This window comes from Ornithinibacillus salinisoli, from assembly GCF_042684965.1.
In the GTDB taxonomy this organism is placed as follows: domain Bacteria; phylum Bacillota; class Bacilli; order Bacillales; family Amphibacillaceae; genus Ornithinibacillus; species Ornithinibacillus salinisoli.
The window spans coordinates 59,899-78,996 of the sequence record NZ_JBHUMI010000020.1 but is presented as its reverse complement, the minus strand read 5'-3'; the positions used below and the strand labels follow the sequence as shown (position 1 = coordinate 78,996).

Genomic DNA, 19,098 nt, shown 5'->3' with positions numbered 1-19,098 from the left:
CACTGTCAAAATTCGACAAGTGACAGGCACCTAAATATGATATAGTTGAAGTAGCCATCGCAAAAGATAGGGGGAGAATTCATTGCATTTTATTATTAGGCTTGGTTTGAATTTAATTCGGATGAGGAACCTTACGCTATTTCTTTCTACTATAATATTTGTCATCCTTTGTACTTTAGTGATTTATTTTCTTGAACCAAGCAACTTTGAAAATCTATTAAATTCATTTTATTTCGTTATGACGACGTTCACGACAGTTGGATACGGTGATTATTCGCCAGTTACCGATGCAGGTAAACTTTTTTCCATTGTCATGTATTTAATTGGAATTGGGCTTTTAGGTATCGTTATCGGTAAAATAATCGATGTCTTTTCAATTTTCAGAAGGAAAAGGGAGGAAGGAAAAATGGACTACACGAAAGAAAACCATATTATTATCATCGGCTGGGGAAGAAAGACTGATTCAGCAATTAAAGAATTGCTAAAGTCGAACCAAACAATAGAAATTGTATTAATTGACTCATTGCCAAAATCACCTGTAGATGTCTCTAATAATCGTGTTCATTACATCCAAGGAAGTTCCACGGAAGAAGGAACATTCGAAAAAGCCAATATTTCTAAAGCAAAGTCCGTAATCATTTTCTCAGATGATTCCATTCAGGATCCTTCTTTACGTGATGCTAAAACATTAACTGTTGCGATCGTGGTAGAGAGATTAGCACCAGAAGTACATACTACAGTTGAGATTTTAGACGAAGATCACATTTCAAACTTTTCCCATGTAAAGGTGGATGAATTTATATTATCACAAGAAACAATATCTAGCTTGGCTGTTCGTTCTGCAATGTACCAAGGTGTTAGCAAAGTCTACTCACAGTTAATAAGTAGACAACATGGAGACGACCTGTTTAAGGTTTCCAATAATAAGTGGGAAACCTATAAAGACGCCTTTGAAGAGTTATTAGCTCAAGGGGCTACCTTAATAGCTGATCGGGACCACCTGGACATCAATCGTAGACTAAACGACAAAATCCCAGCAAACGCCGAACTCTACATCATCTGTGACAAAGAAACTTATCAAAAAATAGACAAATAGGTGCCAGGCACTTGTCAATAATTGACAAGTGCCTGGCACCTATAATTATTTTCCAGCCTTCCATATTGTCCAGCGGTCTTTTTCTATAATATTTTGGTCATTGGTAAGCGCTTTATTGATATATTTAATGAGTAAGTTTAATTCATGATTGTCTAACTCATGTAAAATGCTTCTTCCAGTTCTTGCACGTAAATCTTGAAGTAACTGTTCTTTGGTTTCGTATATCTGTCGCGTTTCCCATAGTTTTACTTCTTCAACTTTGGTAAACCCAACTTGCAGCAGTGTCTCTTTCACTTGTTCACTCGTATATCTCCGAGCCGTTTCCTTCGTTAAAAGTCTTGGAAATAGCTCAAAAAAGTAACCTCTTATGTGTGTTTGATCTCCCTGTAACATACAATCTTCTGGAGTCCGATCCTGAACAACAATATATCCATTTTCTCTTAATAGCCTATAAGCCTCCGTAAAACATTGGTGCAAATCAGAAATATGGTGGATCAATGCTCTTTCAAGAACGAGATCATATTTCTCACTTTTCAATCCAGTTTCAAGTGCTGTACCATTATGAAACGATATATTCCTATGCTCCTTGCAATTTTCCTTCGCTCCCTCCAACATAGCAGAAGAAAAATCTACACCTGTAACGGACTTAACTCCCATATCTGAAAGTGCTTTAGCATATATTCCGCCTCCACAACCAATATCTACAGCTTTGGAAATTGTGTTAATTTGAAGTAGTGAATCTATGGTGTCAGTCCATGATTTATTAGCTTTTCGAGTAGAATAAGCAGTGCGATTTTTATCATTATGAAAATCCATTCCCACTTTACATCCCCTCTTTTCTAGTTAATCAATTTCTGCAAACAGTCCAACTCCCACAGGGTCAACATCATCCCTACGATCCTCGATTTGAAAACGAACAGCTTCTAATAAGGTAGTTTCCGCATCCTTAAATAACATTGCAAAGTTTTCACTTTCCAATTTAATTTCCGATTTTTTTTCCTGCGTAATTTCCCATCCAAATAGCTCTGCTAATCCTTTAGGATGACTTGTCTTAAATGGCAATTGAATTTTCATTGCATCAATAAATGGATACGAATCTTCCGTCACGGCATCATTTCTTTGTTGCAATTCTATTCTGAATTTCCATGGCGTAGAAATAAATGTCCTTCTTTCCCCTTCACTAACAAGTAAACCATGAACTACTGCCCTTTTCACGATTTCCATATACTCGAGACTATCTACAAGAAATCCGATGTGATCAAACCTATCAGTTTTTCCGTTCCCAAAAGTAACATTGATTTGACCTTTTCGCATCTCTATAATACGAAAAAAAATCGTTTCTTCTCTAAAATCTTCCCAGGTTAATGGAGAATTAAATGTCTGCATTTCTCCTTTATATCTACCAACTCGCTGACTTACTTCAAAACCTCTATTAGCATAAAAATTTTCCAATTCTTCTACTTTATTTGTCCACCAATGGTAGTGAAATAGTTGCATAGAATCACTTCCTATTCAAATGTTCTTCACTTCAATCTTCCCTTGATCATTGATGATAATTTGTTGTTCGTTATCTACATATATGGTAAGCGGATATATCTTGGAATAAGTGTTGGAAAAAAACCACCGACGATTCTCTGGAGTTAAGAGTAAAAATGCTCCCCCATCTCGATCGCCCAAAAAATTTAACCCATCCGATATGAGTTGTTCATTATCCCTGACAGGAATTCTATGCTCTACAAGTGACTTGCCAACCGGTATAACTTCATTCGTCGTGATACTTATTTCCCCTATATTTAACAAATTTTTAATGGAAAAGCTTTCCGAATCTGTTGCTTGTGGTGAAGATTTTCTAGCAATAAGCTCCACGATATTACCTGAAGGGTCATGGAAATAAATAGAATGAGCATCGATAAACTGAAAATAGACCTCATCTTCTCCATTCTCTTCATCTAAAGCTACCTTACTCTTAGTCCATTCCTTTGCTTGCTTAAATACATTCGGTGGAATATTAAAGGCGAAATGATAAAATGGGGCGTGCATATCTTTACTTTCAATAATCTCAAGAACACTATTCCCAATTTCAATTGCAAATCGATCCTCTACATCCCGTAAAATAGTAAAACCAAACCTATTCACATAGAAATCCTTCAACACGGATAAATCATTGCAATATAATATTACTTTATTAATTTGCATGAAATTCCTCCCCTCATAAAAATATTACCAACAAAAACCAATTATTAAAAATACAACATAATTATCATTATGTATAACCAATAATTATAAGGCGCCTGTCACTTGTCAATTTTTGACAAGTGACAGGCGCCTTTTTTAAAATGTATTATATACATTTTCACATTCTTCTGCTGTTGGTTCATAAAAGCAATGTAATTTAAATCTCCCAACAAGTGGCTGATCATACCATGTAGGAGGACAGTCTCCTGGTGGTCTGAAATACCATAAGCTAAATTTGGCCGGCCATTGTCTTTCCCCTTTCACTACCCGACGTGCTAACCGCCTTTCTTTTTCTCTTGCTCCTTGATAAAAGTATCCTTTTTGAATAGCTTCAAATGCATGAGGTTGATAAATCATTTCAGGAATTGTTCTTAAGCCCTCGAAATCAGAACAGTTTGCTCTAATTCGGTTAATTCCAACATTCCCTACTAACAACATTCCTTGGACTCCCTCGCCCTCTGCTTCAGCTCTTAGTAAACGTGCCAAAAGATTAATATCAGCTTCCGTAGCCTTTACTACAGCCATCAAGTCACCCCCAATGTCATATCTTTACTAGTATATTTATCACAACCAAGAACGTGCTGATCTCCAATGTCGGTGCCTGTCACCCGTCGGTTATTGTTGTATTTTGTCGAATTACTGACAGATACCTCTTCTGGATGTATAATAAAAGTGAATATTTGGAGGAGAGTGATACAAATGGCAAAATCTAATGCGCAAAAGAAACGTCAGAAGTTAATTCAAGAAGGCAGATTAAACCCTGAAATTAATCGCAGTCCATTCACACAATTGGATCTACGAACTCGAAAAACAAAAAATAAGAAAGATCATTTATATCGTACAAAACATAAAAAGAATCGTCGACCACAGTCATGGGAAAACGATTCTTTTTATGTTTTAACCTCACTATAAATTTATAAAACATCTCATAACTACTAATCCAATTAATACAATCAAAAACCAATGTTACAAATTCTTATAAAATGGTTTTTCTTCCCATCCATAAATAATGCTTCCCCATTCTGTAATGAATTCTATGTAAAATAGCATTTTTGAAGATGCTTTACGGTTATTATTTCCGAAGGCGATTTACATTCCCTTCTACTCACCACGACATACGGCTGCAGAACTTCAGTTGTATCTTTAACAGCTTTTTCATTCGGTGCAGAAACAATAATTCGCAAATACGTCAAACAAACGTTATAAACCTATCATCTAACTCCAGCTGATTCCAAGGAAATATCAAACTCTCCTAAAGAATGATCAATCCCCTAGGTGCCTGGCACCGACATTTTTCGACAGGTGACAGGCACCTATTTTAAAGCTTCTTCTGTAACGCGTTCCATAAATTCTTGTACGACTGCATTATTACTTTTGCTACTTGCAAGTTTGAGCATTGCTCTTCCAACAAAATTAACACCTTTGTTATGTCCCTTATAAATGAATTTTGTTTGTGTTTCACCCATTTTCAGCAATGTAAACGTAAGATTTACTTCAAATGCCTTTCCAATCACAAAACGAATTTGCTTCTTTTTTCTTTCTACTTCATCCTCATAGGCTAATGTTTCAACAATATAAGTCTCCAGTCGTTTCCCCTCGCGATATGTTTGCCTATGCTTTGCTCCAATTTCATGTTCTTCCTTTTCAATTAACTTATGGTCCTCCACCTTAGGCATAATTCTTTTAATATTTATATCCCGAAACAAATCCCATATTTTCTCAATATTTTCATCGATTGTTATTTCTTCTCTCCACTGAATCATTCTTCTTCCTCCCTCCCAGATGCTAGAAAATTATCTATCTCTTCCATTTGTAAATGAAGTTCCTCTATTTGTATTTGTATGTTCTCCTTCTTCTTGATCAACAATAATTCTAAATTTGCAAATGACTCGTCCGACATTACAGAAATCATTTCCTGAATCGTAAAACCAAACCGCCTTAACTTCGCAAGTAAAAGAGCTAAAAAATAGCTTCCATCATCGTAATATCGATACATATTCGTTGGATCAATAAAAGCAGGCTCTAATAATTTCACTTCTGCATAATAACGTAGGGTTTCTTTACTTAAACCAGTCATTTCAGCAAATTCACTAATTTTGTACATCCTTCACCTCCTATTTATATAATAAACTGTGGGGTGCACTACAGAGTCAACACGCCTTTTCATCTTTTTATATCTTATCGTAATTAATCAGTTTATTCTATATCTCATCTTTTCTTATCCCATATATTAGAGCTAGCTTCGCATTTGCATACTGAACATATGGTTTATCATACGTCATATATTTCGAATAAAAGTTTGTCACATCCAAAGTATCTAGATAAGCATCCTGTACCTTCCAAGGTATATGATGGATTCCTCCTCGATATAAAGTTCCCTTTTTAAACGTCCACAAAAAATACCGCTCTAATAACCAGTATGAAAGACTTCCCTTTTCCACCTGTGACAATTTGTCATTTCCAACGTGATAGCTTAATTTAAGCAGAGAAGATTCCCTTCTTACACTCTGAAAACTTACATGTCTATTCTGCTTCTCCAAAAACATACTTGCGAAATAATATGGGAGCCCTAGCATTCTTGCACCAATAACAGCAAACAACTTATCCACATCGATACTTAAAAAATATACGCCACGAACTCCTTTTCTTTTTACATACGTACGAACATTTAATTGTAAGCAATGATTAAGATAGAAAGGTAATCTGATTTTACGTATACGTATTTCACCGACTCGAAATGCAACAAAGGAAACCCATGCCTGCCTTTCAAATGTATCCACTTCAAGTCCTGGAGGAAGGAGTGATTGAATAACATCGGGCTTAATTGGCCAGTGGATAAAAAGTAGATGCTCCCATTTCTGCATCATTAACCATGGACCACTAGGAACTGGATACTCTCTATGGGTTGTACAGTGTAAAATTTCCTCAAACATCTTCTTCCTCCTTTTTACCAAATTTTCATCTTCTAGCATTATTTTATTCCCTTTTTGGACATTCTATTATTAGGTGATTAATGATGAAATCGAATGAATTGGAAAGAAAAAAATTTGATAAAGCATTGGATGACATACTCGATCTATTTAACAACTTAGAAGATGATGTTCCAATCATTAAATTTGGTGAGGATGTTATTGAGAATATAGAACTTGCTAAGAAAAAATATGGAGATGATACTGTCGATGAAAAGATAAATGCACTTGTACGTGAAATGCTTTCTTGGCTAGATCTCGAAGATGCTGATTCTGATGAACCCGAAGAAAAAAATGAAGATGATGAAAAATAATATTGCCGATTATTTACTGTTTATGATAAAATAAGAACATATATTCTAGAACATTTGTTCCTGGTGGTGAGAGAAATGAATTCATGGTTTCTACGTTCTAAAGACCAAAAAATGAAAATCATGATCTTTTATATGGATCGAAATAATCGCGTGACACAGAGAATTATACGTGTAGTGGAGATTAAAGAAGATTCCATTGTTGCTTTTTGCTTCTTCCGAAAAAAAGTTCGAACCTTTAAACTAAGTAATATCCTATCTGTTGGAGCAATAAGGAGGAGGGCAGGTGCATAACTCTATCACTAATCATCTCTCCTTTTATTAAAAATTCCTTTTCTACTTCTGCATACACTACCGTTGTTTTCAAATATGCGAATCATATGTTCATTATGTATATCCGTACTACCAACATAATAAGTTGCTTCCAGAATTCTTTTTAATATGGATAACGATATTTCATGAATTTTAGTCCCCATGCCATAACCTCTCATTTCAGGGATAACACCAAAATAAAACAATCTCCCTTCATCAAGCGTTCCTATTTCAATATGAGGAATACTTATCCCGATTACTTCCTTGTTCATCAAAAAATAATAACAGTTCTTTCTCCATTCTTTACCTAGTTCGTTTTCCAAAGAATACATGATCTGGTCGGCTGATTGCTTTTCATTTTTGTTCGCTGATCCACTTCTACAATACTCATATAATTCTCCAAACTCCTTATCCGTCATAAAACCTTCATCTAACGAATAACAATCGTATTTTTCGACAGCTACTTCCCGTAAATCTTCCAGTGTTCTCGTATACTCTACAATACTAGAAATTTTACGAAATCCATTATCTATCAACCAATTTTCATATCGTTCATCCATTAACACAGATATAAATTGTATTTCTTCCTTACTCCATTCATCTATCACGCGCTTCAATTGTTCTTGATATTGTTTGCCAGGGATATCATCTCTTTCTATCTGGTCAACAAGCCAATATTCCTTTTTACCTTTAATTATATTAAAGAACTTCATATATACCCGCCTTTGCCAAAAAACTCGAATACCCGTTTTTTGTTTATTCCCATCACCTTTGGTAACAATAACCACATAATCATTATATAGAAGGAGAGAGAAAATGACACTTTCCGATAACTTTCGTATCGAAAAAGACACACTAGGAACTATTAAAGTTCCTAAAAATGCTTATTACGGAGCTCAAACGCAACGTGCGATAGAAAATTTTCAAATTAGTGGGAAGAGAATGCCTCGCTCTATTATTCGGGCACAAGGAATTGTAAAAGCTGCAGCTGCCACAACAAATATGGATTTAGAATTATTACCACATTCGATTGGGGATGCTATTATACAAGCTTCTAAGGAAGTGATCAATGGAAAATGGGATGATCAATTTGTCGTAGATATATATCAAGCAGGTGCAGGTACTTCCCAAAACATGAACACGAATGAAGTGGTTGCCAACCGAGCTACCGAATTATTAGATCCTAGTTTAGATCTCGGAAGAATCCATCCCAATGATCACGTAAACATGAATCAATCTACAAACGACACGTTCCATGCATCCATGCAAATTGCAGCAATGGAAAATCTCGTACATAAACTCTTACCCGCATTACGAATCTTATACAAAGAACTTGATAAGAAAGCGACGGAATTCATGCCCATTGTAAAAGCTGGTCGCACCCATTTGCATGATGCGGTACCGATGCGGCTAGGACAAGAATTTGCTGGTTATGCTGAAACAATTCAATCACTTATCCAACAATTGGAACACTCTTCGGATAAATTATACGAAATTGGTTTAGGCGGAACTGCCATCGGAACAAAAGCTAATACACATCCTGATTACCCATTAAAAGTAATTACAGAAGTTTGTAACCAAACAAGTCTACCTTTTCGACAACCAAATAACATCTTTGAGTTCATGCAAAATACTGGTGCACCAATACGAGTAATGACGACATTAAAGGAGTTATCAGTCCACCTTATCAAAATTACAAGTGATCTGCGCCTACTCGCATCAGGGCCTCGCACTGGGTTAGCAGAAATCACATTGCCATCCGTTCAGCCTGGTTCAACAATCATGCCTGGTAAGGTTAATCCAGCCATATTAGAAATGACTCATATGGTTTGCTGCCAGGTGATCGGGTTTGAAGCTGCTGTATCAACTGCTGGAACAGCAAGTCAGTTAGAAATCAATGTCATGATGCCAATGATTGCTTATACCTTAATTGAATCCATCGATATCATGTATAATGCTGTTTCCACACTCACAACAAAATGTATCATCGGAATTCAAGGAAACGAAAAAATATGTAAGCAGAGGATGGAATCCAGCCTCGCCCTTGTTACTGCCCTCAGCCCAATCATGGGATATGATCGCGCATCCCAAATTGGCAAGGAAGCAGACGATAAAGACATAACCATCAAAGAAGTCCTAAAACAAAAAAACTTACTCACACCAGAAATCGAAAAAGCAATGGAACCAAAAGGATTGATCTAACAGAGTGCCTAGCATCGTTCCGACAGACTGAGATCCCATCTAAAATTTAGATGGGATCTCATCTTTTAAGACCATATTATTTCTTCTATGCAAAATGAATAACCCAAAACCAAGAAAGATTATTACTTCACCGATTAATAGTATTTCGTACATACTTTAGTGCCTGGCACCGACAAATTTCGACAGGTGACAGGCACCCTTCCATGTAATATGGTCGAAATATATGTTAAACAACATCCTCTAGCTTCCTTCAAAACCAAATGATGGTAAATTTTAATTAATGGATTATTTTACCACCATTGAAATTGAGCTTTGATATATCTAGGGTTCATAGATTCATAGTTAGGAAGGAAATATTTGGGTACTGAAAAACTATATTACATCTAGTAATCTCTTAGTTGAGCAATAAATAACTAGGAGGTTATGACATTGAATAAACTAAAAAAACTCTTATTAATTTCAACTTTATCTTTAAGCGTACTGGCACTTCCTACAGGTGCTGATGCAGCTTCATATAACGTACAAAAAGGTGATTCTTTCTGGTCAATCGCCAATAAATCAGGTGTTTCTGTATTAAATCTACAAAGTGCAAATAATCGTTCAAGTAGTCTATTATTTGCTGGTGAAACTATTAACATTCCAAATGTTTCTATAACTCAGGCAGAAAAAGAACTTATGGCAAAATTAATTCATGCGGAAGCAAAAGGTGAACCTTATGCAGGTAAAGTAGCAGTTGGAACTGTCATTCTTAATCGTGTAGATCATGAAGATTTTCCGAACTCAATTAATAATGTTATCTACGAACGTTCTGGAGGACATTATGCATTTTCACCTGTTCAAGATGGAGCAATCAACGGCGGTTATACGGATGAAGACATGAAAGCAGTAAACGAAGCTATTGCATTCCGTGGACAAGGAAAAGGATCTATCTACTTCTACAATCCAAATACGGCACAAAGCAATTGGATCACAACAAGAGACGAAACAATCACAATCGGAAATCACGTATTCGCAAAATAAAAAACGAGGTGCCTGTCACTGTCAAATTTCGACAAGTGACAGGCACCTTCAATTTTTTTCCAGGTGCCAGGCACCAAGCAAGTATCATTTAATGAATTTGATAGCTAGAGGAATTCGATATCTTTCTCCTTGATAAGCTTTGATAAGTGCAATGATTGTTAGGATAAATGCCAGAATCGCAAGAACAATAAGTAATACAAAGCCAATTAATACAAGTACCAATATACCACTTACGAACGTATATATAGTAAAAGAAATAAGAAAGTTGAAGTATTCTTTACCATGATAATCAACAAATTCAGATTCATCTCGTTTTAACAACCATATTATTAATGGCCCTAAAACAGGAAAGAATATACTAACTAGGTAAATAAGCATCGCAAATAAGCGTTCATCATTCGTCGTCATATAATTCACCTCTTTCTCCTATGTAGATACTATTACATATTATACATGAATTTCAACGAATAGAATGAAAAAATCATAGGAAAATACGAGTTTCCAGTAACCAAAAAGAGAATCCAATATGCAATAGAACGGATTCTCTTTATTTTGGCTATTAGATTGTCTCTTTACCTTCTACTCCGTTTATTGAGTAGCTAACCTTAATATCTGCACTTAAAGAATGTGATACCGAACAGTATTTATCTTTAGATAACTGAATAGCACGTACGACTTTGTCTTCCGGTAATTCTCCGTCCAGTGCATAATGAATGTTAATTGTCGTGAATTTTTTCGGATGATCATCCGCACGATCTCCATGTACATCCATTTGAAAAGCAGTAGGCTCTAATCGCATTTTGTTCAATATCGAAATAATATCTATACCTGTACAACCAGCTACTGCACTCATTAATAATTCCGTTGGTCTTGCTCCTGTATTCTCTCCACCTACCTGTTCAGATGCATCCATCTTTATTTCATGTCCGGAAGGTGTGGTACTTGAAAATGCCATTTTATCGTTCCATTTTACAGTAAAGTCCATAATGTAACCATCTCCTATAAGAATTTTTCCATCTTACTATATATTTTCTCGTTATCTCTCCATTATGACAAGAAAAACAACTTCCCTATATTCTCGGCCTATTTTAAGTAAGGTAAGATTGTATCAAGTGTTTCCTGAAGTTTAGATGCATGTTGCGTATACATTTGCTTCGCTACTGGATTATCGGTTTGCAGAGAAAAGCTTTCTAAATCTGCCTGCGCTTTTTTTAGTGCACTAGCCACCATCGGCTTTTGCTCTGTAACATATTGTTTCTTCATTTCATTATAAAAATCAACATAAATTTCTCCATTTGAATCTATTTGAGCTAAAAATACATCTTTTATATCAGCTGCACCTTGTTTTTGTATTTCCCTTAACAACCAATCATTCGAATACCCCAACTTCGATAAACTTTCTTTTAAAGGCTGACCATCCATAATCAATATAGTTGGCCCGTCCTCTTTTTCAACCGTAATACCTAAGGTTTTCGGTGTCACTGGTTGTACATTTGATTTTTTCATTACACTTAATTTTCCATTGGTTTCTAAAACCGCCATTTCTACTTCGGAAACTTTAAAAATATCTTTCTCCCGTAACAGCAACATAAGCTCATTGATCGACATTTGGCTTTTTTTCATCGCTTTTTCTAAGACTTCCCCATTTTTGATTAATATTGTTGCTTTACCATCTGTAATTTTTGAAAAAACTCTTGACTTCAACCCAAAATAAGCTACAACTACAGGAAATATCCCCCAAATGAATAGAGCCGCTAAACCATTTATTATTTTTATATTCTGATCGACTGACATTGTTGCGGCAATGGAACCAATTGTTATTCCAACACAGTAATCGAAAAAAGTAAGCTGTGAAATTTGCTTCTTGCCCATAATACGCGCCATTACTAATAACAAAACAAATGCCCCTATCGATCGGATAAATATTAATACAAATTCCGGCACAACTTTCACCTCTAAACATCAACATATGATAGCTTCTTTTATTATTGGACAACATAACAAGAACCATTCAGCTAATTGGATGCCTTAATGTGGTACGGGAAATTCTGTTGCTTATATGTCTTTTCATAATATCAGGCTGTACATACAGGTCCTTATATGGAAAATCAAATTATTTAGAAGATATTTTTTTGCGCCTACATCTAAACTGTATACAAGAGGGTTCAACATGAAGGAAACCATTATTAATTCAATAAAACAAATCGAATTTTTGCATGAAATAAAAATTTTGTATGTATGTGAGGCTGGCAGTCGTGCTTGGGGAATAGCTTCTGAAGAGAGTGACTATGATATTCGCTTTATTTACATCCATCCAGCTGAACATTATCTAAGCATAGATCCAGTTGGCATAGGGAGAAAGCATGATGTAATTGAGAAAAAAATAGATGAGAAACTGGACATTACAGGCTGGGAGCTATCGAAAACACTACGATTGTATCGAAATTCCAATCCCTCATTACTCGAATGGCTACATTCATCCATCATCTACTATCAAAGCTTTTCAACTATCGATAAAATGCGGAAGATGCACGCTTCTGTCTTTGTTCCGAAAACATGTATACTGCACTACATGAATATGGCAAAAGCAAATTTCAAAAAAATCAGAGCGGGGCACCATGTTCATGTTAAAAATTATATTAATGTCATTCGACCGATTCTTGCTACACGGTGGATTTCTGTCTATCAAACCTTTCCTCCAGTCGACTTGTATTTTCTTGTAAAATGTTTACTTCCTGAAGGGGAACTAAAAGATAGTATCATGAAGATGATAGATGAAAAATCTGCAGGAAAAGAATATGCTGAACATGTCGAGGCAGCGGCTATCCAATTATTTATACAAAAGGAAATCGATAAAACCTTTACTTCCGAGAAAATAATTCCTCCAAAAATAACAGATCCTACGGAGGAATTAAATAAACTCTTTCGAATGACTTTAAAAGAAGTATGGGAATTGTATGATTTTGAATGAAAATAATCAACCTCATCTAATTTAAACAAGTTTTAAGACTCTTATTCCTCATCTCTATATAGTTACAAGTAAGGTTTTATGTTAGAATATCCTTCTAAAAATTGGACATTCTATTCATGAAATATATAATAAGGAGTTTTTTTAAATGGAAACTGAGCACAATATCCCTCTAACTTCTGCAGAACTGGCAACATTATGGTCAACATATTTGCTCGACTCGATGTCAATTTGTATGTTTACTCATTTTATTGAAAAAGTAAATGATAAGGAAATAAAACCAATCCTAGAAAAGGCAGATAGATTATCTCATAGTCATATTAAAATCATTGAAAAGATATTCTATAATGAAGGAATACCAATTCCTAAAGGTTTTAATAAAGAAGATGTTAATCCGAATGCCCCTCGGTTGTTTCAAGATTCATTTTTCTTAAATTATATAAAACACATGACCAAAGGGGGATTATCTACTTATGGCGCAATACTTCCAAACATGGTTCGAAAGGACATTAGAGAGTTTTTTTCTAGCTCGCTTGTATCTACAACGGAATTATATAATGAAGCAACATCCCTACTTTTATCGAAAGGAATTGAGATTCGTCCCCCATATATCCCATACCCTAAAGACATCGATTTTGTGAAAAGTCAAAGCTTTCTAGCAGGGTGGTTTGGGGAGCAACGCCCACTTACGGGTCATGAGATAATGAATCTATATGCCAATGTGCAGACAAACAAGATAGGTGAAGCAATCTCATTAGGTTTTGCACAAGTTGCAAAATCAAAAGAAGTGCGTGCATACATGCAACGAGGAAAAGAAATTGCAAAGAAACATACAGATGTTTTTGCTAATTACTTACGACAATACGACCTCCCTGTTCCAATGACGTGGGATCATGAAGTAACCGAATTAACAGAGTCACCATTTTCAGATAAGCTAATGATGTTTCAAATTAGCATTCTAAGTGCAAACGGAATAGGGAATTATGGATTTTCTATCGGAACAAGTCAACGGAAAGATTTAACAACAAATTATGCAAGACTCACGGCAGAAGTTGGGTTATTTGCTGAAGACGGAATGAATATCATGATTGACAATGGATGGATAGAACGCCCACCTCATGCCTCTGATCGTGGATCGTTAATCAAGCATAAGAAAAATTAATGGTTTGAACAAATGCATGTTTAATTCAATGCTATTTTTCTCATTTCCTTGATTTTGTTTTTGTTTTCATTAAAGTAGAACAAGGAATATAATTGAATATGGAAGTATTTCGCAATGAGGAGGATTTTACGTGCAAAAGCTACTATTCGAGGATGCATGGGATCGAACGATTTCTGATGGAGACCGTAAATGGATTCAGCATGTATTTGAAAATACGAAGTTACCATTAGACCAGGTTCTTTTTACATCATTACGTCAAGCAATTAATCATAGAGGAGATTTATTAGTCAGTGTAATTGTTCACAATACCAAGAATACAGAGATAGCCCCTGTACAACAGCATTTTTCCTATGTCGTAGATCATAAACTAATAGCAGAACATACTTTTTCAATCCCAACAATTAAATCTAAAACAAGCATGCCCTGGACATTCATATTCCCAAAAGGAAGCTACAAAGAAAACGAAGAACTATTAGGCGGAGAAATAGAACGAAAATGAGTGCCTGTCACCTCCCGAATTATGTCGAAATTCGTTGGTGGCTTATTCTACTTTTATTCCTTCCATTTCTAATCTCTTATAAATTTGGTTTTTAAGTGGTAGGATAAGGCCATTTTCAGTTATTTTTATTTGATTTCCATCACTAAAATAAAATACATAATCTGAATATCCTTCTTCAATAGGAATTTGATTATAAACAGTACTTTCAATTTCATCCCAACCATACGTATGCTTCTCCGTGTGAATATGGGTCTGAAAAGAAATCGAATCTGTTGCTAAAGACGTAAAAGGTTTTGCTGCCAGGGTAAAAGTTACTCCACTTAATATGACACAAACAATACTTATCAAAATTGAGGATTTACTTATGTTTAGTAGAAACGGAAATAATGCTGCTAGAAATAACAATACGAGACCTATTCCGTAGATAAGGTAACTAACCCCAGGTACAATTACTAACCAACTACCAGTAGTGTTATGAACACTATTGGCAACAAATGAAGGGATCAGCAGTAGTAATATCGGTCCAATAAACAAGATGCTAATTGAAATAGCCATAAAAATATGTCGAACTGTATAGGATTGATACATAAATCCTCCCCCTTTGGAATCATCTTTTTTAATTCTACGAATAATAAGTAGGGAAAGTTTCATATTTTTCAAAATCCGACTAATAACAACGATAAATAATGAAGTCCCATTGTTACAATACTACAATGGGACTTCGCTTTCATTCATCCAGTTCAATTACACTTGATATTTCAATTTCATTCATTGCCTGAGAAGCTAAATGATCTGCTTCACGATTTTTCTTTCGTGAAATAAGCTCATATTCAGGTTGAATTCCCAGTTCCTCTAGCTTAGCTTCGATTCGATCCGCCCAATTGGATAACTGTTCTTCATATGCTGGCCATTCACCATTTAATTGATTGATTACTACCTGTGAATCACCGATAAATGTAACTGGCAAATGATGTACACCTAATAATTCTATCTCTTGTAAACCAAAATAAAATGCAGCATATTCTGCCTCATTATTCGTATCAAGTTCTTCAACTAAAGCATTTTTTCGTAAACGTAACGATTTTCCATTTTGTTCATAATAAATAGCGCAGCCCAATCCAGACCGTTTAGTTTTCAAATCAAAACCACCATCGAAATAAATTTTCACATCATGTGGTTCTGTTTGAATTTCCTCCAAATGCTTCTTTAACTCCTTTAGTGACCAGATATTTTCAAGATGATCAGTAAAGGATATTTTCTTTAAACGCCCTGACTTTTCTAAGTCTTGAGCAATTAATAGTGCCTTACTTGCCCTCATTTCATCTGATGTAAAACTAGCTTCCGTTCCTTTCGGGGTTCGATAGGTCAATTCAATCCTTATATTCATGGGTAATGCTCATCCTTCATCGTGTGAATTTTTACATCTGTACTATTTCATTTTCACCAAGTTTTATCTCATTAAACAAAAAAAGAAAACCCGTATCAAATAGAATGACACGAGTTCTTCATCAAATTATGACTACATTCCATCTACTGCAGCGTCCATTACCTCTTGAGGTACTGTGATTGGTGAAGTTGAATTGATATTTTTATAATCTGTATCAATTTGTTGCACAATACTAATTTCTTCTCCTTCAACATTCATCTTCATAGACATATCCATATTGTAGTGTCTTAAATCATAAGTCTTCTTATCAAGAACCATTTCCACATTCAAATAGTCTATCTCCATGTTCTCTAATACTTCACTAATTGTACCATCTAGTTGAGCTGTAAGTTCTTCCGGCATATATTCATGAATCATTTCTTCTGTAAATTCTTTAAAACCTTCACTATCTGCTGAAAGTTTATAAATATATTCACTATCCGTTTCCTCAAAATCTAGGTCATCCACATATTGCTCTAACATTTCAAACTGTGCACTTACATCAAGCTGCTGGCTAGTTGCCGAATCCATTAGTTCACTAGGAACCATCGACGTATCCATTTTCACCCATTGTCCCATCATCGATTCATATACATACATTTCATTATCGACTAAGTAGATTTCCGTATCCATATCCATTGGAAACATATTATCCATACTGTCACCTTGCATCGTCACGGAAACATTACCTTTCTGATACATTGCAACTGGATCGACAGTCATGGAACCATTCATTTCACTTTCCATTACCATTTCCGTGTTATCCGGTAAAACCATTTCTTGATTCATTGTTATCACAAATTCTGCACTCTCCATTTTATCAGCTGATTCCATGGCATTCTTATAAACCTCTTGTGCCCCTTCACCACCGCACGCAACAAGACCTGTTGCAAGCATTACCATCATAATAGTTATCATCCACTTCTTCATAAAAACACATCCCCATTGATTGATATATTATTTATTTACGTATGTATTCTATATAAAGTTTCATCGTTTTGTGAATTAACTTTTCCATGCAAAAGCTCCCATTACCGCAGCCATCATCCAAGAAAGTGAACTAAAATTGTCAGTTCACTCCTTCATGAAAGCTCTCCTTCAACCAAATTGCCAAATAATTATGGGCATACACATCATTTGGATACTCGATAAACCCTGTATCACCCTCTTCAACTAGAAATTGCAGGAATTCATTTAACGCACCCATGTATTCCCCATATAGAAATTCAAAACTAATTGTTTCTTTTGGCATTACATCTTGTTCACACACTTTGGGATCGGTGTAATTCATATATGTTCTGCAAGGTATTGGTCGAATTTCGTAGGCCATACATTTATTTGTATCTGTGTTTAACAGAGGGCATGGCACGAGACTCTTACGATATTTATATTTAAAGTTTTCATCTTCTTCAAAATTAATAGCGGTGATTTGATCCAGTTTTTCTCCATATTTTTCGTAATATCTGGATAAATGCTGTTGTATTTTACGTTTTCTTTCAGCAGGAAAATTAGCTATAGATTTTTGCATTAATTTCGCTTCCATCTCATTAATAATAATAGGGAAGTAACAACAAAATGCACAGCCCATTCTACAGGTTGCCTGCATATCAACGGACTCTTCCATACTAGTAATCTCATCACTTACTTGCTGAAGCAACTCCGAAAAGCTAGCGACTAATTTTTGTTCAATTGTTGTTTTTTCGTTTGCCCACTTTTCTACAATGTGATAAAATTTCTCCTCATCTATCTCATAAACATCCTGTAGTTTTTCACACTTTTCTTGTATCTCCTCAAAAGTAAGATAATTTACCAAGGCTTTCTACTCCCCTATCTTGCTTATAGCTGTATCTATTGTTAACTATTTATCGAAAAATGTAAATAGGAAGAGAAATCCATTCTAGAGGTTAATTAATCAATTATGGAGAACTCTGCAGCTAATACTGCCATGACATCGTGACCATCAGTACGAACTTCTTTTATAATCCGATAGTCTCCTTCAGTTAGTTCACTTATTTCAAATGATTGTTCGTATTCTTTTTCTATATCTAAATAAAGCGCAATATCTTCAAAAGCTAGTGTAAGTGGGACAATTCGCCACGTTCCATTAACCTTTTTTTCTATAGTATAATATTTATCTAGGGAAAGAATGGTCGGTCCATAATTTTTCACGATTAGTTTCGCCGTCGATTTCGTCTTATTATAGTTTTGTTTGTCTGTTTGAAGAACAACATTCATTTCCTCAGCAGGCACATAGATAAATGAAACCCTTGTGTCCTCAACCAATCCATGTTTATTAAGAATTTCAGAGCTTAGGTAGTAGGAAACATTTTCGATATCGGGAAGGTTACTCTCATAAACCAACTCCTCATCTAAAACAGTATCCACATGAATCGTCTCATCAATTATTCGTTCTTTCTCCTCCCCTTGCTCATCTAGTAATGTCAATTGAACCCGAATGTCTCGATCCATATACAAGCCTTCTTCTTCATGACCAATTAGTTTCACGATAAAATCTTCCCCAGGTTTTTGGGATCCTGACGTTAAACCATAGCCCAAATGCCCTTCCCCTTCATGAAAAAACCAATTCCCCGTCGGTTCATCATAGTCTGTTCGTTTCCATAATTCCGTATCATTAAAGAATATGGACTTGGAAATATTATTCGTTTTGTTTAACTCCTCACCAACGTGATTTTGCAGTTCCCCTTGCCCAATCGGCCAATCAGTTTCATCCTCTGCAATTTGACTACATCCAGCTAACATACAGAAAATGATACTTCCTATCCCAATCAAGTAAAGTTTTCCTGAAAATAACATGTTCATCCATTTTAACTTCATTAGCATTCACCCCGATCATCAATAGGACGGTTTGGAAAAGTATTATGTTGCAAAAAAATGCCT

At 35.3% G+C, this 19,098-nt stretch carries 25 protein-coding genes; 9 read left to right on the top strand and 16 right to left on the bottom strand.

Annotated features, from left to right (window positions below; genetic code table 11):
* Window positions 1–82: 82 nt before the first annotated feature.
* Window positions 83–1,096 (top strand): potassium channel family protein, encoded by a 1,014-nt coding sequence (locus ACFSTA_RS17200; RefSeq protein ID WP_377558065.1) that lies wholly within the window; start codon window positions 83–85, stop codon window positions 1,094–1,096.
* 45 nt (window positions 1,097–1,141) lie between these two features.
* Here ACFSTA_RS17200 and ACFSTA_RS17195 read toward each other — a convergent pair whose 3' ends face one another.
* The 4 genes from ACFSTA_RS17195 to ACFSTA_RS17180 form a co-directional block, all read right to left on the bottom strand.
* Window positions 1,142–1,918 carry a class I SAM-dependent methyltransferase gene (locus tag ACFSTA_RS17195; protein ID WP_377558064.1) on the bottom strand — a complete coding sequence of 259 codons (777 nt, stop codon included), beginning with the start codon at window positions 1,916–1,918 and terminating at the stop codon, window positions 1,142–1,144.
* 21 nt (window positions 1,919–1,939) lie between these two features.
* Window positions 1,940–2,593: a hypothetical protein gene (locus tag ACFSTA_RS17190; RefSeq protein ID WP_377558063.1), complete on the bottom strand. Its 654-nt coding sequence runs from the start codon at window positions 2,591–2,593 to the stop codon at window positions 1,940–1,942.
* Window positions 2,594–2,608: 15 nt separating this feature from the next.
* Complete coding sequence (locus tag ACFSTA_RS17185; protein ID WP_377558062.1) at window positions 2,609–3,292, bottom strand: VOC family protein; 684 nt, start codon at window positions 3,290–3,292, stop codon at window positions 2,609–2,611.
* Window positions 3,293–3,427: 135 nt separating this feature from the next.
* Complete coding sequence (locus ACFSTA_RS17180) at window positions 3,428–3,856, bottom strand: cell wall hydrolase (RefSeq protein WP_377558061.1); 429 nt, start codon at window positions 3,854–3,856, stop codon at window positions 3,428–3,430.
* Window positions 3,857–4,030: 174 nt separating this feature from the next.
* Between ACFSTA_RS17180 and ACFSTA_RS17175 the strand changes: the two genes are divergently transcribed.
* Window positions 4,031–4,243, top strand: a complete 213-nt coding sequence (locus ACFSTA_RS17175) for a hypothetical protein (RefSeq protein ID WP_377558060.1) — start codon at window positions 4,031–4,033, stop codon at window positions 4,241–4,243.
* Between the two features lie 401 nt (window positions 4,244–4,644).
* Here the strand turns inward: ACFSTA_RS17175 and ACFSTA_RS17170 are convergent, their stop codons facing one another.
* From ACFSTA_RS17170 to ACFSTA_RS17160, 3 genes are all read right to left on the bottom strand, one after another.
* Window positions 4,645–5,094, bottom strand: coding sequence for an SRPBCC family protein (locus ACFSTA_RS17170; RefSeq protein ID WP_377558059.1), 450 nt, complete (start codon window positions 5,092–5,094; stop codon window positions 4,645–4,647).
* Window positions 5,091–5,435, bottom strand: coding sequence for a MerR family transcriptional regulator (locus ACFSTA_RS17165; RefSeq protein ID WP_377558058.1), 345 nt, complete (start codon window positions 5,433–5,435; stop codon window positions 5,091–5,093). Before ACFSTA_RS17165 ends, ACFSTA_RS17170 begins: the two co-directional genes overlap by 4 nt.
* Window positions 5,436–5,532: 97 nt before the next feature.
* Entirely contained in the window at window positions 5,533–6,264 is a 732-nt protein-coding gene (locus ACFSTA_RS17160) for a YqjF family protein (RefSeq protein ID WP_377558057.1), read from the bottom strand.
* Window positions 6,265–6,347: 83 nt separating this feature from the next.
* Between ACFSTA_RS17160 and ACFSTA_RS17155 the strand changes: the two genes are divergently transcribed.
* Window positions 6,348–6,614, top strand: a complete 267-nt coding sequence (locus tag ACFSTA_RS17155; RefSeq protein ID WP_377558056.1) for an atypical membrane-integrating protein (Mistic protein) — start codon at window positions 6,348–6,350, stop codon at window positions 6,612–6,614.
* Window positions 6,615–6,689: 75 nt separating this feature from the next.
* Window positions 6,690–6,905 (top strand): hypothetical protein, encoded by a 216-nt coding sequence (locus ACFSTA_RS17150; protein WP_377558055.1) that lies wholly within the window; start codon window positions 6,690–6,692, stop codon window positions 6,903–6,905.
* Between the two features lie 8 nt (window positions 6,906–6,913).
* Here the strand turns inward: ACFSTA_RS17150 and ACFSTA_RS17145 are convergent, their stop codons facing one another.
* On the bottom strand, window positions 6,914–7,636 hold the full coding sequence (locus ACFSTA_RS17145; RefSeq protein ID WP_377558054.1) for a hypothetical protein: 723 nt from the start codon (window positions 7,634–7,636) through the stop codon (window positions 6,914–6,916).
* A gap of 103 nt (window positions 7,637–7,739) precedes the next feature.
* Here ACFSTA_RS17145 and ACFSTA_RS17140 point away from each other — a divergent pair, with 103 nt between their 5' ends.
* Both ACFSTA_RS17140 and ACFSTA_RS17135 read left to right on the top strand, forming a co-directional pair.
* On the top strand, window positions 7,740–9,125 hold the full coding sequence (locus ACFSTA_RS17140; protein ID WP_377558053.1) for a class II fumarate hydratase: 1,386 nt from the start codon (window positions 7,740–7,742) through the stop codon (window positions 9,123–9,125).
* Window positions 9,126–9,554: 429 nt separating this feature from the next.
* Window positions 9,555–10,145, top strand: a complete 591-nt coding sequence (locus ACFSTA_RS17135) for a cell wall hydrolase (RefSeq protein WP_377558052.1) — start codon at window positions 9,555–9,557, stop codon at window positions 10,143–10,145.
* An 84-nt stretch (window positions 10,146–10,229) separates the two neighbouring features.
* Here ACFSTA_RS17135 and ACFSTA_RS17130 read toward each other — a convergent pair whose 3' ends face one another.
* The 3 genes from ACFSTA_RS17130 to ACFSTA_RS17120 form a co-directional block, all read right to left on the bottom strand.
* The gene (locus ACFSTA_RS17130; RefSeq protein ID WP_377558051.1) at window positions 10,230–10,553 is read right to left on the bottom strand and encodes a DUF4870 domain-containing protein; all 324 of its coding nucleotides are present in this window, start codon (window positions 10,551–10,553) and stop codon (window positions 10,230–10,232) included.
* 151 nt (window positions 10,554–10,704) lie between these two features.
* Entirely contained in the window at window positions 10,705–11,130 is a 426-nt protein-coding gene (locus tag ACFSTA_RS17125; protein WP_377558050.1) for an OsmC family protein, read from the bottom strand.
* 98 nt (window positions 11,131–11,228) lie between these two features.
* Window positions 11,229–12,089, bottom strand: a complete 861-nt coding sequence (locus ACFSTA_RS17120; RefSeq protein WP_377558049.1) for a DUF421 domain-containing protein — start codon at window positions 12,087–12,089, stop codon at window positions 11,229–11,231.
* Window positions 12,090–12,315: 226 nt separating this feature from the next.
* Between ACFSTA_RS17120 and ACFSTA_RS17115 the strand changes: the two genes are divergently transcribed.
* The 3 genes from ACFSTA_RS17115 (at window position 12,316) to ACFSTA_RS17105 (ending at window position 14,774) form a co-directional block, all read left to right on the top strand.
* Complete coding sequence (locus ACFSTA_RS17115; protein ID WP_377558048.1) at window positions 12,316–13,116, top strand: nucleotidyltransferase domain-containing protein; 801 nt, start codon at window positions 12,316–12,318, stop codon at window positions 13,114–13,116.
* A 145-nt stretch (window positions 13,117–13,261) separates the two neighbouring features.
* Window positions 13,262–14,275 (top strand): DUF3231 family protein, encoded by a 1,014-nt coding sequence (locus ACFSTA_RS17110; protein ID WP_377558047.1) that lies wholly within the window; start codon window positions 13,262–13,264, stop codon window positions 14,273–14,275.
* A gap of 130 nt (window positions 14,276–14,405) precedes the next feature.
* Window positions 14,406–14,774, top strand: coding sequence for an SLAP domain-containing protein (locus tag ACFSTA_RS17105; protein WP_377558046.1), 369 nt, complete (start codon window positions 14,406–14,408; stop codon window positions 14,772–14,774).
* Between the two features lie 42 nt (window positions 14,775–14,816).
* On the opposite strand, the gene ACFSTA_RS17100 is transcribed toward ACFSTA_RS17105, so the two are convergent.
* The 5 genes from ACFSTA_RS17100 to ACFSTA_RS17080 form a co-directional block, all read right to left on the bottom strand.
* Window positions 14,817–15,362 carry a hypothetical protein gene (locus ACFSTA_RS17100; RefSeq protein ID WP_377558045.1) on the bottom strand — a complete coding sequence of 182 codons (546 nt, stop codon included), beginning with the start codon at window positions 15,360–15,362 and terminating at the stop codon, window positions 14,817–14,819.
* A gap of 139 nt (window positions 15,363–15,501) precedes the next feature.
* Window positions 15,502–16,161, bottom strand: coding sequence for a ribonuclease H family protein (locus ACFSTA_RS17095; protein ID WP_377558044.1), 660 nt, complete (start codon window positions 16,159–16,161; stop codon window positions 15,502–15,504).
* Between the two features lie 132 nt (window positions 16,162–16,293).
* Entirely contained in the window at window positions 16,294–17,130 is an 837-nt protein-coding gene (locus ACFSTA_RS17090; RefSeq protein WP_377558043.1) for a DUF6612 family protein, read from the bottom strand.
* Window positions 17,131–17,269: 139 nt separating this feature from the next.
* Window positions 17,270–18,013 carry a YkgJ family cysteine cluster protein gene (locus tag ACFSTA_RS17085; protein ID WP_377558042.1) on the bottom strand — a complete coding sequence of 248 codons (744 nt, stop codon included), beginning with the start codon at window positions 18,011–18,013 and terminating at the stop codon, window positions 17,270–17,272.
* Window positions 18,014–18,108: 95 nt separating this feature from the next.
* Window positions 18,109–19,035: an immunoglobulin-like domain-containing protein gene (locus ACFSTA_RS17080; RefSeq protein ID WP_377558041.1), complete on the bottom strand. Its 927-nt coding sequence runs from the start codon at window positions 19,033–19,035 to the stop codon at window positions 18,109–18,111.
* Between the last annotated feature and the right edge of the window lie 63 nt (window positions 19,036–19,098).

Coding starts and splice junctions, on each gene's coding strand:
- ACFSTA_RS17185 (WP_377558062.1), bottom strand. CDS start 3,292: ATGCAAATTAATAAAGTAATATTATATTGCAATGATTTATCCGTGTTG.
- ACFSTA_RS17180 (WP_377558061.1), bottom strand. CDS start 3,856: ATGGCTGTAGTAAAGGCTACGGAAGCTGATATTAATCTTTTGGCACGT.
- ACFSTA_RS17130 (WP_377558051.1), bottom strand. CDS start 10,553: ATGACGACGAATGATGAACGCTTATTTGCGATGCTTATTTACCTAGTT.
- ACFSTA_RS17190 (WP_377558063.1), bottom strand. CDS start 2,593: ATGCAACTATTTCACTACCATTGGTGGACAAATAAAGTAGAAGAATTG.
- ACFSTA_RS17150 (WP_377558055.1), top strand. CDS start 6,690: ATGAATTCATGGTTTCTACGTTCTAAAGACCAAAAAATGAAAATCATG.
- ACFSTA_RS17095 (WP_377558044.1), bottom strand. CDS start 16,161: ATGAATATAAGGATTGAATTGACCTATCGAACCCCGAAAGGAACGGAA.
- ACFSTA_RS17100 (WP_377558045.1), bottom strand. CDS start 15,362: ATGTATCAATCCTATACAGTTCGACATATTTTTATGGCTATTTCAATT.
- ACFSTA_RS17115 (WP_377558048.1), top strand. CDS start 12,316: ATGAAGGAAACCATTATTAATTCAATAAAACAAATCGAATTTTTGCAT.
- ACFSTA_RS17175 (WP_377558060.1), top strand. CDS start 4,031: ATGGCAAAATCTAATGCGCAAAAGAAACGTCAGAAGTTAATTCAAGAA.
- ACFSTA_RS17125 (WP_377558050.1), bottom strand. CDS start 11,130: ATGGACTTTACTGTAAAATGGAACGATAAAATGGCATTTTCAAGTACC.
- ACFSTA_RS17160 (WP_377558057.1), bottom strand. CDS start 6,264: ATGTTTGAGGAAATTTTACACTGTACAACCCATAGAGAGTATCCAGTT.
- ACFSTA_RS17140 (WP_377558053.1), top strand. CDS start 7,740: ATGACACTTTCCGATAACTTTCGTATCGAAAAAGACACACTAGGAACT.
- ACFSTA_RS17155 (WP_377558056.1), top strand. CDS start 6,348: ATGAAATCGAATGAATTGGAAAGAAAAAAATTTGATAAAGCATTGGAT.
- ACFSTA_RS17165 (WP_377558058.1), bottom strand. CDS start 5,435: ATGTACAAAATTAGTGAATTTGCTGAAATGACTGGTTTAAGTAAAGAA.
- ACFSTA_RS17090 (WP_377558043.1), bottom strand. CDS start 17,130: ATGAAGAAGTGGATGATAACTATTATGATGGTAATGCTTGCAACAGGT.
- ACFSTA_RS17110 (WP_377558047.1), top strand. CDS start 13,262: ATGGAAACTGAGCACAATATCCCTCTAACTTCTGCAGAACTGGCAACA.
- ACFSTA_RS17080 (WP_377558041.1), bottom strand. CDS start 19,035: ATGAAGTTAAAATGGATGAACATGTTATTTTCAGGAAAACTTTACTTG.
- ACFSTA_RS17170 (WP_377558059.1), bottom strand. CDS start 5,094: ATGATTCAGTGGAGAGAAGAAATAACAATCGATGAAAATATTGAGAAA.
- ACFSTA_RS17145 (WP_377558054.1), bottom strand. CDS start 7,636: ATGAAGTTCTTTAATATAATTAAAGGTAAAAAGGAATATTGGCTTGTT.